The 16,133-nt window shown below is 61.3% G+C and carries 15 protein-coding genes; 6 read left to right on the top strand and 9 right to left on the bottom strand.

Features of this window, described 5'->3' with window-relative positions:
- Positions 1 to 2: 2 nt before the first annotated feature.
- From rpiB to hrcA, 6 genes are all read right to left on the bottom strand, one after another.
- The gene (rpiB, locus tag H8790_RS13100) at positions 3 to 440 is read right to left on the bottom strand and encodes a ribose 5-phosphate isomerase B (RefSeq protein WP_187332957.1); all 438 of its coding nucleotides are present in this window, start codon (positions 438 to 440) and stop codon (positions 3 to 5) included.
- Between the two features lie 75 nt (positions 441 to 515).
- Positions 516 to 1,322, bottom strand: a complete 807-nt coding sequence (locus tag H8790_RS13095; protein WP_187332956.1) for a histidinol-phosphatase HisJ family protein — start codon at positions 1,320 to 1,322, stop codon at positions 516 to 518.
- A gap of 69 nt (positions 1,323 to 1,391) precedes the next feature.
- A complete protein-coding gene (dnaJ, locus tag H8790_RS13090) occupies positions 1,392 to 2,528 on the bottom strand; it encodes a molecular chaperone DnaJ (RefSeq protein ID WP_187332955.1) in 1,137 nt (378 codons plus the stop codon).
- A 158-nt stretch (positions 2,529 to 2,686) separates the two neighbouring features.
- Positions 2,687 to 4,531, bottom strand: coding sequence for a molecular chaperone DnaK (gene dnaK, locus H8790_RS13085; protein ID WP_187332954.1), 1,845 nt, complete (start codon positions 4,529 to 4,531; stop codon positions 2,687 to 2,689).
- Positions 4,532 to 4,612: 81 nt separating this feature from the next.
- Positions 4,613 to 5,209: a nucleotide exchange factor GrpE gene (locus H8790_RS13080; RefSeq protein WP_187332953.1), complete on the bottom strand. Its 597-nt coding sequence runs from the start codon at positions 5,207 to 5,209 to the stop codon at positions 4,613 to 4,615.
- Entirely contained in the window at positions 5,202 to 6,248 is a 1,047-nt protein-coding gene (hrcA, locus tag H8790_RS13075) for a heat-inducible transcriptional repressor HrcA (protein WP_187332952.1), read from the bottom strand. The genes H8790_RS13080 and hrcA overlap by 8 nt, the downstream gene beginning before the upstream one ends.
- A 131-nt stretch (positions 6,249 to 6,379) precedes the next feature.
- Here hrcA and H8790_RS13070 point away from each other — a divergent pair, with 131 nt between their 5' ends.
- From H8790_RS13070 to H8790_RS13050, 5 genes are read left to right on the top strand one after another with little or no spacing between them, the layout of a single operon-like run.
- Positions 6,380 to 6,523: a hypothetical protein gene (locus H8790_RS13070; protein WP_187332951.1), complete on the top strand. Its 144-nt coding sequence runs from the start codon at positions 6,380 to 6,382 to the stop codon at positions 6,521 to 6,523.
- Entirely contained in the window at positions 6,520 to 7,284 is a 765-nt protein-coding gene (locus H8790_RS13065) for a LamB/YcsF family protein (RefSeq protein WP_187332950.1), read from the top strand. The genes H8790_RS13070 and H8790_RS13065 overlap by 4 nt, the downstream gene beginning before the upstream one ends.
- Positions 7,285 to 7,295: 11 nt before the next feature.
- On the top strand, positions 7,296 to 8,021 hold the full coding sequence (pxpB, locus tag H8790_RS13060; protein ID WP_187332949.1) for a 5-oxoprolinase subunit PxpB: 726 nt from the start codon (positions 7,296 to 7,298) through the stop codon (positions 8,019 to 8,021).
- Complete coding sequence (locus H8790_RS13055) at positions 8,018 to 8,980, top strand: 5-oxoprolinase subunit C family protein (protein ID WP_243208512.1); 963 nt, start codon at positions 8,018 to 8,020, stop codon at positions 8,978 to 8,980. The genes pxpB and H8790_RS13055 overlap by 4 nt, the downstream gene beginning before the upstream one ends.
- A 13-nt stretch (positions 8,981 to 8,993) precedes the next feature.
- Positions 8,994 to 9,794, top strand: a complete 801-nt coding sequence (locus H8790_RS13050) for a putative hydro-lyase (RefSeq protein WP_187332948.1) — start codon at positions 8,994 to 8,996, stop codon at positions 9,792 to 9,794.
- 34 nt (positions 9,795 to 9,828) lie between these two features.
- Here H8790_RS13050 and H8790_RS13045 read toward each other — a convergent pair whose 3' ends face one another.
- Positions 9,829 to 10,695 carry a DUF4392 domain-containing protein gene (locus tag H8790_RS13045; RefSeq protein ID WP_187332947.1) on the bottom strand — a complete coding sequence of 289 codons (867 nt, stop codon included), beginning with the start codon at positions 10,693 to 10,695 and terminating at the stop codon, positions 9,829 to 9,831.
- A 241-nt stretch (positions 10,696 to 10,936) separates the two neighbouring features.
- Here H8790_RS13045 and H8790_RS13040 point away from each other — a divergent pair, with 241 nt between their 5' ends.
- The gene (locus tag H8790_RS13040) at positions 10,937 to 11,260 is read left to right on the top strand and encodes a DUF3870 domain-containing protein (protein ID WP_187332946.1); all 324 of its coding nucleotides are present in this window, start codon (positions 10,937 to 10,939) and stop codon (positions 11,258 to 11,260) included.
- Between the two features lie 69 nt (positions 11,261 to 11,329).
- Here H8790_RS13040 and H8790_RS13035 read toward each other — a convergent pair whose 3' ends face one another.
- Positions 11,330 to 13,957, bottom strand: a complete 2,628-nt coding sequence (locus H8790_RS13035; protein WP_187332945.1) for an S-layer homology domain-containing protein — start codon at positions 13,955 to 13,957, stop codon at positions 11,330 to 11,332.
- Positions 13,958 to 14,504: 547 nt separating this feature from the next.
- Entirely contained in the window at positions 14,505 to 16,010 is a 1,506-nt protein-coding gene (locus tag H8790_RS13030; protein WP_187334314.1) for a recombinase family protein, read from the bottom strand.
- Positions 16,011 to 16,133 lie beyond the last annotated feature (123 nt).

The raw sequence follows: 16,133 nt of genomic DNA, 5'->3' as shown, positions 1-16,133 counted from the left end.
CTTTATTCCTCGATGGCGTCCAGTTCCGCTACGCGGCGGGCATGGCGCCCTCCCTCAAATTCCGTGGTCAAAAAGACCTCCACCATCCGTTCGGCCAGGTTCCGGCCGGTGAAGCCCGCGCCCAGGGCCAGCATATTGGCATTGTTGTGGCGGCGGGTCATCTCCGCCTGCAGGGAATCGGCGCAGTGGGCGCAGCGGATGCCCTTTACCTTGTTGGCGGCAATGGAGATTCCGATGCCGGTGGTGCAGATGACAATGCCCATCTCGCACTGGCCGGAGGCCACCGCCCGGGCGGCCGCCTCGCCGTAGATGGGGTAATCGCAGCTCTCAGTGGAGTAGCAGCCGAAGTCCTCATAGTCATAGCCTAATTTTTTCAGCAGCTCTGCAATGTGGCACTTGAGTTCGTAGCCGCCGTGGTCAGAACCTAACGCGATCTTCATATCGGTTTCTCCTTCTTTCACAATGGTTCGCTTCCCTATTTTATCCGCTTTTTCCGCATTTTGCAAGCAGGACGTTTACAGGTCGTGCCACTGGGGCCTTCTGCAGGAAAAGCAGCAAAAGCGGGTGAACCCGCACCTTTTCAGCAGCTCCTGATTTTGGCGGAGGGCGCAGCCCACATACTCCGGCGTATGCGCGTCGCTGCCCAGGGTGATGCGCTCGCCCCCCAGGCTGCGGTACATCCGCAGCCACTTTTCGCTGGGCAGCGGCTCGTTGCCCCGGTTGGTGTTCAGCTCAATCCCGCAGCCATTGGAGATCAGCGCCCGGAAGATGGCCTCCAGCCGCTCTTCAAAGCCGTCGAAGGTCATGTGCATGCCGTGCTTCTCATTCAGATACCGCAGCGGCAGTGTCAGATGGCCCAATACGTCGAACTGGCCCCACTCAGCCAGCAGCAGCACCTGATCCAGGTAGTCCCCAATGGCAAGCCGGGCCTCCTCTTCACTTTTGCAGTCGAAATAATAGAGGCTCCGCCGGCCGTAGGCCTCGGACAGGGCGTGGACGGAGCCGATGACAAAATCCAGCTCCGGCGCCTGGGCCATCATCCGCTCCGCCGCGGCAAAATCCGCGTTGGCTCCGCCTAACTCCGCGCCCAGCCTCAAAACAATGGGCTGGCCCTCCATCTCCCGCCGCGCCGTTTCAAAGGAGTCCTTTAGGGCGGCCCAGTCGCAGCTGGGCCTGATCTCCCCAATGGGCGCGGTCTCTATGTGATCGGTAAAACACATCTCCTGCACTCCCGCGGCCACTGCTGCCCTGGCCATATCGGCCATGGAGCAGCGGGCGTCCGGGGAGCACAGGGAGTGGGTGTGATAATCTGCCAGGTACATGCCGTTCCTTTCCCGCGTATCCTTCTGTTTGATTCATCCTGGGGACATGGATTGCCGCGAAAAGATTGGTTATTTCTTGAACTTCTTGAAGAAATTCCGGCGCTGTTCGTAGTTGTTCTCCCCAAGGGTGTCGGCAAACTTCTTCAGCGCTTCCTTCTGCTCCCGGTTCAGGTTGCGGGGCGTCTCGATATACACGGTTACGTACTGGTCGCCCCGGCCCCGGCCGTTGAGGGAGGGGATGCCCTTGCCCTTCAGCCGGAAGGTGGTGCCGCTTTGGGTCCCCTCGGGCAGGTCGTATTTCACCTTGCCGTCGATGGTGGGAATCTCCAGCTCTGCGCCCATGACCGCCTGGGCAAAGGTGATGGGCGCTTCGCACAGCACGGAGGTGCCCTCCCGGCGGAAGATGGCGTGGGGCTTTACGGTGATGGTGATCAGCAGGTCGCCGCTGGGCCCGCCGTTGCGTCCCGCGTCACCCTGGCCCCGGATGGAGATGGTCTGGCCGTTGTCGATGCCGGCCGGGATAGCGGCCTCAATGGTCCGGCGCTTGCGCACCATGCCGCTGCCGTGGCACTCGCCGCAGGGCTGGTGGATGATCTTGCCCGTGCCGCCGCACTTGGAGCACGGCGACGTGCTGGCAAAAACGCCCATGGGCGTCTGACGCCGGGTCTGGACCGAGCCGGTGCCGTGGCACTCCGGGCACACCTCCGGCGTGGAGCCCTCGGCGCAGCCATTGCCATGGCAGGTGGGGCAGGACTCCATCCGCTCCGCCGTCACCGCCTTCTGGCAGCCAAAGGCCGCCTCTTCAAAGGTGATGGCGATGGACATGCGGATGCTGTCGCCCCGCTGGGGCGCGTTGGGGTTGGTCCGGCGCGCACCGCCGAACCCTCCGCCGAAAAAGCTGCCGAAGAGGTCGCCCAAGTCCCCAAAGTCGAACCCCGCGCCGCCGTAGCCTCCGCCGCCGGCCCCAAAATTGGGGTCCACACCGGCGTGGCCGTACTGGTCGTAGCGGCTCTTCTTCTCCGGGTCGGACAGGATTTCATATGCCTCGTTGATTTCCTTGAACCGGGTCTCCGCCGCCTTGTCACCGGGGTTCAGGTCGGGATGGTTCTCCTTGGCCAGCTTTCTATATGCCTTTTTGATCTCGGCATCAGAGGCGCTGCGGCCCACGCCCAACACCTCGTAATAATCTCGTTTTTGTTCTGCCATTTGTCGCGCAAGGTTTGCCGCGCAACAGCTCCGCTCACATGGAAGCCGCCGCCTGCCTCCCCGCTCCTCCTCTCTGTCCCGGCTCCGCCGCGCTGGGCTTTGGGCCGGGAATATACAGGGGATTATGCGGAGCCGCTGACGCGGCTCCGCATAATACATTACTTGTTCTTGTCGTCCTCATCCACGACCTTGTAGTCCGCGTCGTAATACTGGCCGCCCTGGGCGCCCGCGTCCTCGCCGCCCGGCTGCGCTCCGGCAGCGCCCTGGGGATTGGCCTGCTGGTACAGCTTTTCGCTAACCGCATAGAAGGTCTGGGTCAGCTCCTCGGTGGCGGCCTTGATGGCGGGGATGTCCGTGCCCTTCAGGGCCTCCTTCAGCTTGTCGATGCCGGACTGGACCTTGGCCTTCTCATCGGCGGGAATCTTGTCGCCCATTTCGGAGAGGGTCTTCTCGCTCTGGTAAACCATCTGGTCGGCCTGGTTGCGGGTTTCCACCTCTTCTTTCAGCTTGGCGTCCTGAGCCGCGTACTGCTCCGCCTCTTTGACCGCCTTTTCAATGTCCTCCTTGGACATGTTGGAGGAGGAGGTGATGGTGATGTGCTGCTCCTTGCCGGTGCCCAGATCCTTGGCGGAGACGTTGACGATACCGTTGGCATCGATGTCGAAGGTCACCTCGATCTGGGGCACGCCGCGGCGGGCCGGGGCGATGCCGTCCAGGTGGAAGCGGCCCAGGGACTTGTTGGCCGCGGCCATCTCCCGCTCACCCTGGAGCACGTTGACCTCCACGGAGGTCTGGTTGTCGGCGGCGGTGGAGAAGATCTGGCTCTTCTTCACGGGAATGGTGGTGTTGCGGTCGATAAGCTTGGTGAACACACCGCCCATGGTCTCAATGCCAAGGGACAGCGGAGTGACGTCCAGCAGCAGCAGGCCCTTCACGTCGCCGGTCAGCACGCCGGCCTGGAGGGCGGCGCCCATGGCCACACACTCGTCGGGATTGATGCCCTTGAAGGGCTCGGAGCCGGTGAACTTCTTCACAGCCTCCTGCACGGCGGGGATGCGGCTGGAGCCGCCCACCAGCAGGACCTTGGAGAGGTCGGAGGGCTGCAATCCGGCGTCGGACATGGCCTGGCGCACAGGGCCCATGGTGGCGTCCACCAGATGGGCGGTGAGCTCGTTGAACTTGGCCCGGCTCAGCGTGACGTCCAGATGCTTGGGGCCGGTGGCGTCAGCGGTGATATAGGGCAGGTTGATGTTGGAGGTGGTGACGCCGGAGAGCTCGATCTTGGCCTTCTCGGCGGCTTCCTTCAGGCGCTGCATGGCCACCTTGTCGGTGGAGAGATCCACGCCGTCGGTGCGCTTGAACTCGCTGACCAGGTACTTCATGACACACTCGTCGAAGTCGTCGCCGCCCAGGCGGTTGTTGCCGGCGGTGGCCAGCACCTCGATGACGCCGTCGTCAATTTCCAGGATGGAGACGTCGAAGGTGCCGCCGCCCAGGTCATAGACCATGATCTTCTGGGCGGTCTCCTTGTCCACGCCGTAGGCCAGGGCCGCGGCGGTGGGCTCGTTGATGATGCGCTTGACCTCAAGGCCGGCGATCCTGCCGGCGTCCTTGGTGGCCTGGCGCTGGGAATCGGTGAAGTAGGCGGGGACGGTGATGACGGCCTCGGTGACCGGGCTGCCAAGGTATGCCTCGGCGTCGGCCTTCAGCTTCTGGAGGATCATGGCGCTGATCTCCTGGGGGGTGTAGGACTTATTGTCCACGGTGACCTTGTAGTCGCTGCCCATCTCACGCTTGATGGAGGCGATGGTGCGGTCGGGGTTGGTGATGGCCTGGCGCTTTGCCACCTGGCCCACCATGCGCTCACCGGTCTTGGAGAACGCCACGACGGACGGCGTGGTGCGGTTTCCTTCAGCGTTGGCGATGACGACGGCCTCGCCGCCCTCCATCACTGCCACGCAGGAATTGGTTGTACCTAAGTCGATGCCGATTACTTTAGACATAGCTGGTTCCTCCTATTTGAATCATATATATTATCCATTTTTCTATTTCAAACTGCCTTTTGAAGGCGGCGGTTTACAAATTTAATTGGCCACCCGTACCGTGGCAAAGCGGAGCACCTTATCCCCCAGCATGAAGCCGGCCTGGAACACATCCGCCACCACGTTTTCGCCCAAAGACTCGTCGTCGATGTGCATGACCGCGTTGTGCCTGGACGGGTCAAATGGCTGGCCCAGGGCCTCGATCTCCGTGACACCCATGGCCTCCAGGATTCCCTTGAACTGGGCAAAGATCATCTCCATGCCCTTCTTGTGGGGGGAGTCGCTCTGGTCGTCGGTCTTCAGAGCCCGCTCCAGGTTGTCGTACACGGCCAGGAACTTTTCAATGGTGTCGCCCTTGGCGTCCTGGTAGATGGTCTCCTTTTCCCGGGTGGTCCGCTTGCGGTAGTTGTCGTATTCCGCGGCCAGACGTGTGTACTGATCCTTGGCGGCCTCCAGCTGCTTGGCCGCGAGCTCCATCTGTTCCATCTGCTCCCGGGTCAGGGTGTACTTTTTCTCCTTGTTCTTTTTGGGCTTGGCGGCTTTGGATTCCTCCTTGGGCTCCTGCGCCTCCTGGCCGCCTTCCTTGCTCTCGGGAGATACCGGCTCCTCCGGCGTCTGGTTCTTGTTCTCTTCACTCATGAGATTTATCCTCCGGTAATTCGTTTTTGCCAAACATCCGGCTCAAGCCGTCGGCAAAACAGCTCAGCCTCGCCGCCACTGTGGCGTAATCCATCCGGGTGGGCCCCACCACGCCGATCAGGCCCCGCATGTTGTCGCCGATGTCATAGCTGGCCACCACCACGCTGGTGTCCTGCAGCGCCTCACTGACGTTTTCCGGGCCGATGAGGATTTTCATGGGATCGTCCTCGTCCGGGCCCGGCAGGTTTTCCTTGTCCTCGGAGAGGAAGCTCATCAGCTGGTGGGCCTTGTCTGCATCGCGGAACTCCGGCAGCTTCAGGATCTGGCTGGCGCCCAAGGTCCTGACCTCTTTGCGCACCGCCTCCTCCAGCACACGGGTGGCATAGGCCACAATCTGGCTCAGCAGCAGGAAGAGCGGCGGCGGCACCAGCTCGGAATCGTCCATCAGCCGGCGGTTCATCTCCTCCGGCGAGGCGCCGGTAAAGCGCTTGTTCAAAAGGTTGACCAGCACCGGCAGCTGGTCGCTCCCCACCTTCAGCTGCATGCGCAGCAGCTGGGACTTCACACGGTCGTCGTTGGTCATCAGCACCAGGATGCAGTTGGAGTCGTCCACACTCAAAAGGTCGAACCGGCGCACCCGGATCTGGCCCTTGCCCGCGGTGGCCACATAGGCCGGATACCCCTCAAAGGAGGAAACCACCTGGCCCGCCTGGGCGATCACACGGTCCAGCTCCTCCATCTTGATCTGGAGGGCCTGGTTGATGCGCTGGGTCTCCTGCATGGATAGCCGGTGCTGCTCCATCAGCTCATTGACGTAAATCCGATAGCCCCTCGGGGTGGGAATCCGTCCGGCAGAGGTGTGGGGCTGTTCCAGATAGCCCAGCTCCACCAGGTCTGAAAGCTCATTGCGGATGGTGGCGGAACTGACCCGCCCCTCCATCTGGGCCGCAATGGCCTTGGAGCCAACCGGCTCTGCGGAGTCCACATAGTCCTCCACAACGATCTTCAGTATTTGCTTTTTCCGGTCGCTTAACTCCACGGCACTTCCTTCTCTTGCATCAAATTGAATTAGCACTCCATCTTCCTGAGTGCTAAAGCTAATTTACCACCACTTCCCGCCCTTGTCAATGCATGGATATAAACAAATTGTAAACAAAAAACAAGGAAAGCATGAACATTGCAAAACTGGAAAATGGTACCTCTTTTGATCTGCGGGCCAAGGTTTCAGTGGCAAAGGCGGAGCGGTTGTGCTACGATGAGGATATCCAAATCTCCCGCACGGAGAGAATTATGATGGAAGGTGATTTTCCATGAAACTTGTCGATCTCAACTGCGACCTGGGGGAAAGCTTCGGCGCCTACACCATCGGCGCCGATGAAGCGGTCTTGGGCTATGTCACCTCCGCCAACATCGCCTGCGGGTTTCACGCCGGGGATCCGCTGGTGATGGAGCGCACCGTGGCCATGGCCGGGGAACGGGGGGCTGCCGTGGGCGCTCACCCCGGCTTTCCGGACCTGATGGGCTTCGGCCGGCGGAACATGTCCCTCTTGCCCGCCGAGGCGGAGGCCTGTGTGGCCTACCAGATCGGCGCCCTCTGGGCCTTTGCCCAGCGCTCCGGCCTGCGGCTGCAGCACGTAAAGCCCCACGGGGCCCTCTACAACATGGCGGCTAAGGACAGAGCTTTGGCGGATGCCGTTGCCCGTGGAGTCTCCTCCGTGGACAAAGAATTGATCCTGCTGGGCCAGGGGTTCCTTCTGGACGCGGCCCGCGATGCGGGGCTCCGGTCCGCAAGCGAGGTCTTTGCCGACCGGGCCTACCAGCGGGACGGCACCCTGGTGCCCCGGAGCCGGGAGGGCTCCGTCATCCGCAGCCGGGAAGAGGCCATTGCCCGAACCCTCCGCATGGTGGAGGAAGGGCGCGTCACCGCCATCACCGGAGAGGACATCCCCATCCGGGCCGACTCCATCTGCATCCACGGGGACAGCCCGTCGGCCCTGGAGTTTGCCCGCTCCATCCGCTCCGCTCTGGAGCGCCGGGGCGTGGCGATTGTCCCCCTGAGCCGGGTGGTCTTATAAGGAGGCGGCGGATGGAACGGTTTTTACCCGCGGGCGACAGCGCCGTCACCGTGGAGTTAGGCGATGCGATTTCCCCTGAGATCAACGCCCGGGTGCGGTCGATGCAGACGGCCGTTGAGAACAGCGGCATTCCCGGCATTCGGGAGACAGTGCCCGCCTACTGCTCCCTCACCATCCACTACGACCCCTGCCAAATCCTGTTCGGCCCGCTGGTGGCACGGCTGCGGGAGCTTGCCGCCGCCCTGGACACGGACGCGGCCTTCCCGGGCGAGGTGGTGGAACTGCCAGTGCTCTACGGCGGTGAATCCGGGCCGGACCTGGGCACCGTGGCCCGATACGCCGGGAAAACGGAACAGGAGGTCATCGCCCTCCACAGTGAGGCGGAATACCTCATCTATATGCTGGGCTTTACCCCAGGCTTCCCCTACTTAGGAGGCCTGAACCCGGCCATTGCCGCGCCACGGCTGGAGACGCCCAGGCTGCGCATCCCGGCTGGCAGCGTGGGCATCGCCGGAAGCCAGACCGGCGTCTACCCCGTGGCCTCCCCCGGCGGATGGCAGCTGATCGGCCGCACCCCGGTCTCCCTCTATGATCCCGCCCGGCCGGAGCCCATTTTGCTCCGGGCCGGAGAGTACATCAAATTCCGGCCCATTGACAAGGAAACCTTTCGCACCATCGCCGACCAGGGCGCGTCCTATGTCTGCCGCCGATCCGTCCATGAGGAGGTGAGGCTGTGAGCATCCGGGTGGAACAGGGAGGCCTTCTGACCACGGTACAGGACATGGGCCGCACCAACTACCAGCAGTATGGCATGGTGGTGGCCGGGGTGCTGGACCCAAGGGCCGCGGCCCTGGCCAACTTCCTGGTGGGAAACGGGGAAAACGAGGCCGTGCTGGAGGTCTCCCTCTTAGGGCCCCGGCTGCTCTTCACCCAAGACAACTGCATCGCCCTCACCGGCGGCGACCTGGGCGCGGAGCTGGACGGGGCGCCGGTACCCCGGTACGCGGCCGTGGCGGTGCGCTCAGGGCAGACCCTTTCCTTTACCGGCCCCAAAAGCGGCTGCCGGGCCTATCTGGCCTTTGCCGGCGGATTGGACATCCCGGTGGTCATGGGCAGCCGCTCCACTTACCTCAAGGTGCAGCTGGGCGGCTTTCAGGGCCGGCAGCTGAAAGCAGGCGACGAGATTGCCTTCCGCGCGCCCAGGCCCTTCCTGCCTAAGATGAGCAAGCGGCGCCTGACGGAGGCCGCCTCCTCCCCCACGCTCCGGGTGATCTTGGGGCCCCAGGACGACGCCTTCACCCCGGAGGGACTGGAGACCTTCCTCTCCTCCGAGTATACCCTCACCAGCCAGTTTGACCGCATGGGCTGCCGGTTGGACGGGCCGGTCATCACCCATCGGGCTGGGGCGGACATCCTCTCCGACGGCATCTCCTTCGGCGCGGTGCAGGTGCCCTCCAACGGGAAGCCCATCCTCATGCTGGCGGACCGCCAGACCGTGGGCGGCTACACCAAGATCGCCTGCGTCATCTCCGCCGACTTCTCCGCCCTGGCCCAGGCCAAGGCTGGCGACCGGTTCCGATTCGAAGCGGTGGCCATGGAACAGGCCCAGGCTTTGTACATCGCCCAGCGGCAGGAGCTTGAGGCCATCGACCGCAGATTCAACGCCGGAGTGTTCCGCCGGCTCTTCCACCGATGAAAGGAGCGATTGGATGGAACAGAATCTTACCCCCCTTAAGGTCCGGCACTTGGCCCGCAGCGGCCGCCTGACCTCTCCCACGGCGGGCCTGTGCCCCGGCTACGCCCAGGCCAACCTCATCATCCTGCCCGGCCGGTGGGCACGGGATTTCCGGGAGTACGCCCGGCGCAACAGCGCCCCCTGCCCGGTCCTGGAGGTGCTGGAGGGCTCTCCCAAAACCCGCCTCATGGCCTCAGACGGCGACATCACCACCGACTTTCCCGCCTACCGCATCTACCGCGGCGGCGTCCTCTGCCAGGAGGAGAGTGACGTATCCGCCCTTTGGCAGCCGGACTTTGTGGGCTTTCTCATCGGGTGCAGCTTCTCCTTTGAGGAGGCCCTGCTCCGCGCCGGGATCGAGATGCGCCATATCTCCATGGGCCGCAACGTGCCCATGTACAAGACCAGCATCGCAACCCAGCCGGCCGGCCCCTTCCGGGGGCCCATGGTGTGCAGCATGCGGCCCATGACCCCGGAGAAGGCCCGGCTGGCGGCGGAGATCACCGCCCGTTTTCCCCATGTCCACGGCGCTCCGGTGCAGATCGGCCATCCGGAGGAGATCGGCGTTTTAGACCTCTCCCGCCCGGACTACGGCGATGCGGTGGAGGTGCGGCCCGGCGAGGTGCCGGTCTTCTGGCCCTGCGGCGTGACGCCCCAGGCCGCGGTGGAGGCCGCAAAGCCGCCCATCGCCATCACCCACGCCCCGGGCCACATGTTCGTCACTGACGTGAAAAACGATTTGCTGGATGAGCTGCTCTCCGCCCATCAGCCATAAAAAGGCGCCAGGCCAAATTGGCCTGGCGCCTTTTTTATCCGCACAGCGTCTTTTCCTCCTTCAGCAGCTGCATCAGCGCCCTGCGCACCTTCAGATGCACGGACAGCTCCAATCCGTCCACGCTCATGGCCCGCCGCTTCGTGCAGCCATCCACCGCCCCGGCATCCACAATGGCCCGCAGCAGCTCCGTCTCCTCCTGCTCCGTAAGCATCAGCTCCCGGCCCGTGGCATGGGACAGCAGGGCCGCAAGGCCGGCCCCCCACCAGTTGGACACCCCGGCCGCCAGAGTGAACTGGGCCGGCTCCACCGCGGCGATTTCCGCGCCATGGGGCACATGGGCGCACACCTTGTCGTAAAGCGCGCCCATCCCCAACTCGTTGCCGCCGTCGCCGATGGCCACTGTTGTGATGGAACGCTGACGGGCCAGCTGAAAGCAGCTGTCCGTATCCGCCGCCATGCGGTCGATCACAGCACCCCGCATGTTGTGGAAATGGCCGTCCATCCCCTTCCCGGGGCGCTCGATGGAGAGCACCAGGTCGGGCTGATAAGAGTCAAAGAGCCTCCTGAAGAACCGCTCAGTCTCCAAAAACGGGACGGCCGCCAGCTCCGCCCCAGGCGCCGCGAGCTCCAGGGCCGACCGCACGTTCCGGTAGGACGGCGCATCCGTGGCCACCAGCACCCGGCATCCCAGGTCAGTCAGCGCGCCCGCGATCTCCGCCGCGCCGATGGGGCCGTCCGTCTCACCCGCCACGGCGCCGCAGTCCACCGGGAACCCGGTCAGCACCAGCACGGAGCGGCTGCGCAGCAGCACCCCGCTCAGCTCCCGCAGGGCCGGCATGGGCGCGCGAAGCCCCCGGTTCCCCCGCCGCAGCTGTTCATATAACGCTTGCTCAAAGTCCATTGCAGCTTCCTCCCAGGAGGTGGGCGCAAAAAAAGACCCACCAATTTGAGCAAATTCGTGGATCTTGTTTACGACGGGAGCAGCCGGGCAGGCGTCCCCATAAACAAAAGAATCTTCTACGCTTAGAATACGCCGCCGCCAGCCGTTCGTCAAGTCAAACTTCAAGCTGCTGTGGAAAATTGTTCCCCTCTATGATATGCTGTTTTTACAGAATAGAAACCATAAGAAAGGAGCCTCTTTTATGCGTTATCCGGAGCATTCCCTCCTGGTGGTGGGGATGGCCAAGCCCAGCCGGGAGGACGCCATCTACAGCACCCACGGGGAGTTTTACATCAGCCTGGTGCTCTGCCGGGAGACCGGGGAGATTCTGGACATGGGCTGCAACACCATCGTGGGCGTCACGGCGGAATTTGTGCGCCAGCTCCTGGTTGGGAAGCGTCTGCCGGAGGATTTGCCCACGCTGGAGCGGGAGATCCGCGCGCGCTACTTCGCCCTGACGCAAAAGCCGCTGGTCGCCGCGCTGAAGGACGCCTCCAACCGCTTCTGCGCCGCAAGGGGGCAGTAAGGAGAAAGAGCGCCCCCGGACGAAAGTCCGGGGGCGCTGCTTGTTGCTTGCAGTTAATCTGAAGTCAGATTAGGCACGAGCGGTGCCAGCGGTAACGAACAGGTAAGAAACCTGGCCGTAGCTGCTGGAGCTGGAGTTGCCATTGTAGATCACAGCAATGGTAACATCAGTCAGCTTGCTGTCGTTGCCGGGATCAGCGGATGAGGTCAGAGCGTCCTTGATCTCGCCGATGGAGCCCAGGTTGTAATCGGTCAGGTCAATGACCTCAGCCTTTGCAACGTTCAGGTCAATATCCTGGTTCTGAGCATCCTGAACCAGACCAACCAGATAACGGGTGCCGACAAACTGATCAGCAACATCGTTCAGAGTCAAACCGGTGGCCACGGAAGTGGTGTTGTTAGAGCTGTTATACTCCTTCAGGGTGTAGACATTGTCGTCGCCGGCGGAGTAGGTGACAAACTTGCCATCCAGACCCTGATTCTTGGAGACAACGCCCTCGGTCTTGACACCGTCAATGTACAGGGTGTAGATGTCTGCAGCCTTGTTGCCCACGCTGGTCTCGCCGGTCTTCTTGGAAACGAAGGCCACGTTGGTGCCGGTGGCATCCTCAGCATCGCCGGTCACGATCACATAAGTGATTTCATTGTCCTTGTTGAAGACCAGCTTAGCAGACAGGCCGGAAACCTTCTGGACGCCCTCGCGGACGGTGACCTTGTCGATCTCGCCGTCGTTCACGCTCAGGTACACGAACTTCACGCCGGAGGCATAGTAGCCCTTGCCGGAAATGTTGGTGGCGCTGGCGTTCTGAGTCAGGGTCAGGCCGGTGTTGTCAACATACTTTCTGCCATCCTCAGTGTTAGTGGTAGCAGCCGGGGTGATCTTATACTCACCGTTGTTCTTGGAACCGCTGGTGCTGTAAGCATAGATGGTACCCATGGTCATGGTTTCAGGAATAACATCGGTATCTTTTCTATTGGTACCCACGTTCAGGGAAACAGCATTGCCCTCCAGGTCATAGCCCTGGGCAACATAGACCAGCTTGCCATCGACCAGAGTGTTGTAGATGCTGCTGAAGATGAAGAAGTCGCTGCCGGAGGTGACATCAGTGATGTACATGGCATAGCCGTACTTATCCAGATACAGGGTGCTGTCCTTGCTGGCGTTGACAACGCTTGTGGAATCCAGATTTTCAAAGCCGTCACGAATCGCGCTCAGCTTGTAAGCGGTGCCGTTCAGGGTGACGCCGTTGACAGTCTTTACATTGTTCTCGACCTTCATGGAGACCTTGGACAGAGCGCCGGAGTCGGTGGTGGGCTTGTAGGCAGCACCAACCTTATAGGAATTGCCATCCCGAACAGGAGTGATGACCACATAATCATCAGCCTTCATCTGGGACAGAACAGCATAGTAGTCGTTGTCCTCGTCAACAGCGACGACGGACTTAACATTGGTATTCTCAGACTCGACCTTCTTCAGGGAGACGGTCTTGGCGCTGGTGCTGACACGGTTAATCTGCATCAGCTGAGACTTCACGACAACCACGTCGGTGATCAGATCGGCGGTGTCATCATCCACATAGACCTCGACCACGGTGCCGTTGCTGGTCAGAGAGGCCAGTTCCTTCATGGATTTGATCTGGAAACCGTCCTTGTCAGCAGTACCGCCTTCCTGGGTTACTTCCTGGCCATTAACCACGGCGTTGACAGCGGAAGTGTAGACAGCAGGTTGGCCCTCATCAGCGGTATTGCGGGTAGCAAACTTGTAGCCCTTCAGACCCAGAGCCTTGGCGTCCTCAGCCTCGGTGTTGTTGCCATAGGAACCAACACCGGAGGTGTAGACGAAGTCAGGCTGCTTGGCAAAGGTACCAAAGGAAACGTTGCGATAGCTCCAGGTGTTGGAGGGACGGCCGAAATCGTCCTCGTCGTTGCTGTTGCTGATCTTCAGAGCGCCGAAGTGCTCCTCAGCAAACTGCATCAAATTATCGTCCTTGATGTTGCCGTCGGAATCGCCATTGTTTTTAACAGGCTCAGCCTGATTGTTGTTGATGCTCACCTGAGAATCGCCAGTGGTGACGTCAACGGACAGACCAGAGTACTCAACCTCAGTGGCCTTCAGCATGTTCAGAGCATATAGGCAGGCCTCCTCGCGGGTGACCTCGCTGTTGCCGCCGAACTCCACGTTGCCCTTGGTCAGGCCAACGGTGTTGATCTTGCTGGCAACGTTCAGGGTCCAGCCGGAACCGGTGAAGCCTTCCTTTTCGGACTTGTAGCCCAGAGCAGTCAGCAGCATCTTGCAGAACTGATAGCCGGTCAGGGTAGCGGTGGGACGGAAGGTGCCATCGCTGTAGCCGTCCAGGATCTTGGCGTTCTTGCAGTAGGAGATGTAGGCGGCGGCCCAGTAGTCAGCGGACACATCCTTGAAAGGAGCGGCGCTGACGGTCAGCTTGTCAGCCGTAGCCTGGGTCAGCAGCAGGCCGCACATAATCTTGGCAGCCTGGGCGCGGTTCAGAGCGGTGTCGGGCTTGAAGGAACCGTCTTCATAACCCTCGATGATGCCGAGCTTGTTCAGCACGGCAACAGCCTCGGAGTAGGTGATCTCGTCCTTATCGGACAGATCCTTGTACTCCTTGGCGCTTGCAACGGTGAACAGGGACAGAGCCATCACCAGAGCAAGTGCCAGAGAAAGGAACTTCTTCATGGGATTTCCTCCTTTAAAATTTACCGGTTTACCGGCGTTTTCGAACATCCGGATCGCCGCCCCATCTTTGACACGGCACACATACCGTGGCATGCCGGTCCTGTATCTGTGCCGGGCCACGGGTCGGTTTCCCCTCTGTTCACGTCGTATCTTACAGGAATCATTTTTGTTTGTAAAGTCTTTTACCTTTACAGACAAAGTACAACAGGTCGTATCGGTGCGTTCATTCGACAACTTATACCCCGGGCCCCGGTCATCTCAACGATAATGACACATCGGTGGCTTGAAAAAACGTCTTCACTCCGTAAACTACAACATACCTAATATAAGATATCAGGGCAAAGGCAGATAGGCTGCTCGTCAATGGACATTCCGGAGAAGTCATTCTTGCTGCCATTGTCAAACAGATGGTTTCCACTGTATTTTTTGGATCCCTGCTGCCGGCCAACTGTATGAATCGCTGTGTTACAGTTATGTTACAAGTGGGTGAATCCTCCCTATACAAAAAGAACTCCCTGACATCAGGGAGTTCTTCGTATGTTAATCTTCAGATTTTCCAGTCAATGCATAGTGTTTCGCTGGTGGCGCGGATGGAGGAGATCAACAGGTCAACCGTCATGCGCTTGTCGCCAAAGTCCACGTCTTCCCATGCGCCCAACTGTCGGGCCAATTCTTCCACTGTCTCCGGCGCGACCGCCTCGGCGTTCAGCTGGCTGATCTCCCGGGACAGTTCCTGGCGGCGGCCGTCCAGCTCCGCCACGCGGGCGTTTACATAGGAGAGCAGCACGGAGTTGGCCTGGGCCAGGGCGTCCACCAGCCGTTCGATCTCCTGCTCCACCCGGATCCGCTCCGATTGCAGCGCGGCCATGCGGGGATTGCCTGCCCCGGAGGCCTGTCCCTCCCGCTGGATCAGCCGCACCTTTTCCGCCATCTCCTGAAAAATCCGCTGCTCCAGCTCAGCGGTCCTGATTTTTCCGCAGCCCACGCAGCTCTTGTTGTCCAGCCGCTTGGTGCAACGCAGATACTGCACCCCGGTCCTCCCGGTGACGCTGGTCAGGGCGTAGCCGCAGTTGCCGCACTTGATCTTTCCGGCCAGCCAGGTGTGAGTTGCCTTCCTGGCGGACTGAATCTTCATGTTGTTCATCAGCTTTTTGCGGCACTTGAGCCACAGCTCCGCCGGGACAAAGCCCGCGTGGGGCGCCAGGACCAGGAGCTGGCCGTTGAGGTCGCGCAGCTTATTCCCCTTGGCCTCCCGGCCCTGGTAGAGATAGCAGCCGTTGACGCCCGCAAACTCCTCCGGGTCATTGACGAGCACGGCGCCCTGGGACTGAAAGAAGTCGTAGATGGCCTGGTCCGCCCGGACGTAAACCGGGTTTCGCAGCATCTGGGCCAGGGTGGCCCGGCTGAGCTCCTTGCCGTGGAAGAGGATGCCGGAGCAGGTGAACTGCCGGGTGATATCGCCGTAGGAGACCTGGGGCTGGGCGTAGAGCTCAAACATCGTGCGGACGTGGCCGGCCTCCTCCGGGTTGACCACCAGCTTTTTTGTGTGGATGCCGTCTAAGACTATGGGCTCGGCGTGGAAGCCGTAGGGCGGCTTGCCGCCCATGCGGAAGCCCTTCTGTCCCCGGGAGTAGTAGGCGTCGGTGATGCGCTTCTGAATGGTCTCCCGCTCCAGCTGGGCGAAGACGATGCAGATGTTCAGCATGGCCCGGCCCATTGGCGTGGAGGTGTCGAACTTCTCCGTGGAGGAGACGAACTCCACGTTGTGCTCCTGAAAAAGCTCCATCATGTTGGAAAAGTCCAGGATGGAGCGGCTGATCCGGTCCAGCTTGTAGACCACCACCTTGGAGATCAGGCCCCGTTTGATGTCGCCGATCAGCTCCTGGAAGTTGGGGCGGTCGGTGTTTTTGCCGGAGTAGCCCCGGTCCACGTACTCGCGGCAGGAGTCACCCTGCAGCTCGAACCGGCAGAACTCGATCTGGCTCTCGATGGAGATGCTGTCCTTCTTGTCCACGGACTGGCGTGCATAGATGGCGTTGAAGCGGTGATTCATCACTTGGGTTCTCTCCTCCCGGGAAATCCGCCCTTTCCGGCGCGGCGTCAGGACGCGCAAGAAGAGCCGGTTATGGAACTCGCCGTTTTCCGGCTATTATAGCGCATCCGGAAGGGCGCTGAC

Source organism: Oscillibacter hominis (assembly GCF_014334055.1).
In the GTDB taxonomy this organism is placed as follows: Bacteria; Bacillota; Clostridia; order Oscillospirales; family Oscillospiraceae; genus Oscillibacter; species Oscillibacter hominis.
This window is presented reverse-complemented; position numbering and strand designations above follow the sequence as displayed.

What these genes read in the sequence shown, in the direction of transcription:
- rpiB (WP_187332957.1), bottom strand. Translation starts at nt 440, where the DNA reads ATGAAGATCGCGTTAGGTTCTGACCACGGCGGCTACGAACTCAAGTGC.
- H8790_RS13095 (WP_187332956.1), bottom strand. Translation starts at nt 1,322, where the DNA reads ATGTACCTGGCAGATTATCACACCCACTCCCTGTGCTCCCCGGACGCC.
- dnaJ (WP_187332955.1), bottom strand. Translation starts at nt 2,528, where the DNA reads ATGGCAGAACAAAAACGAGATTATTACGAGGTGTTGGGCGTGGGCCGC.
- dnaK (WP_187332954.1), bottom strand. Translation starts at nt 4,531, where the DNA reads ATGTCTAAAGTAATCGGCATCGACTTAGGTACAACCAATTCCTGCGTG.
- H8790_RS13080 (WP_187332953.1), bottom strand. Translation starts at nt 5,209, where the DNA reads ATGAGTGAAGAGAACAAGAACCAGACGCCGGAGGAGCCGGTATCTCCC.
- H8790_RS13070 (WP_187332951.1), top strand. Translation starts at nt 6,380, where the DNA reads ATGAACATTGCAAAACTGGAAAATGGTACCTCTTTTGATCTGCGGGCC.
- H8790_RS13065 (WP_187332950.1), top strand. Translation starts at nt 6,520, where the DNA reads ATGAAACTTGTCGATCTCAACTGCGACCTGGGGGAAAGCTTCGGCGCC.
- pxpB (WP_187332949.1), top strand. Translation starts at nt 7,296, where the DNA reads ATGGAACGGTTTTTACCCGCGGGCGACAGCGCCGTCACCGTGGAGTTA.
- H8790_RS13050 (WP_187332948.1), top strand. Translation starts at nt 8,994, where the DNA reads ATGGAACAGAATCTTACCCCCCTTAAGGTCCGGCACTTGGCCCGCAGC.
- H8790_RS13045 (WP_187332947.1), bottom strand. Translation starts at nt 10,695, where the DNA reads ATGGACTTTGAGCAAGCGTTATATGAACAGCTGCGGCGGGGGAACCGG.
- H8790_RS13040 (WP_187332946.1), top strand. Translation starts at nt 10,937, where the DNA reads ATGCGTTATCCGGAGCATTCCCTCCTGGTGGTGGGGATGGCCAAGCCC.
- H8790_RS13035 (WP_187332945.1), bottom strand. Translation starts at nt 13,957, where the DNA reads ATGAAGAAGTTCCTTTCTCTGGCACTTGCTCTGGTGATGGCTCTGTCC.
- H8790_RS13030 (WP_187334314.1), bottom strand. Translation starts at nt 16,010, where the DNA reads ATGAATCACCGCTTCAACGCCATCTATGCACGCCAGTCCGTGGACAAG.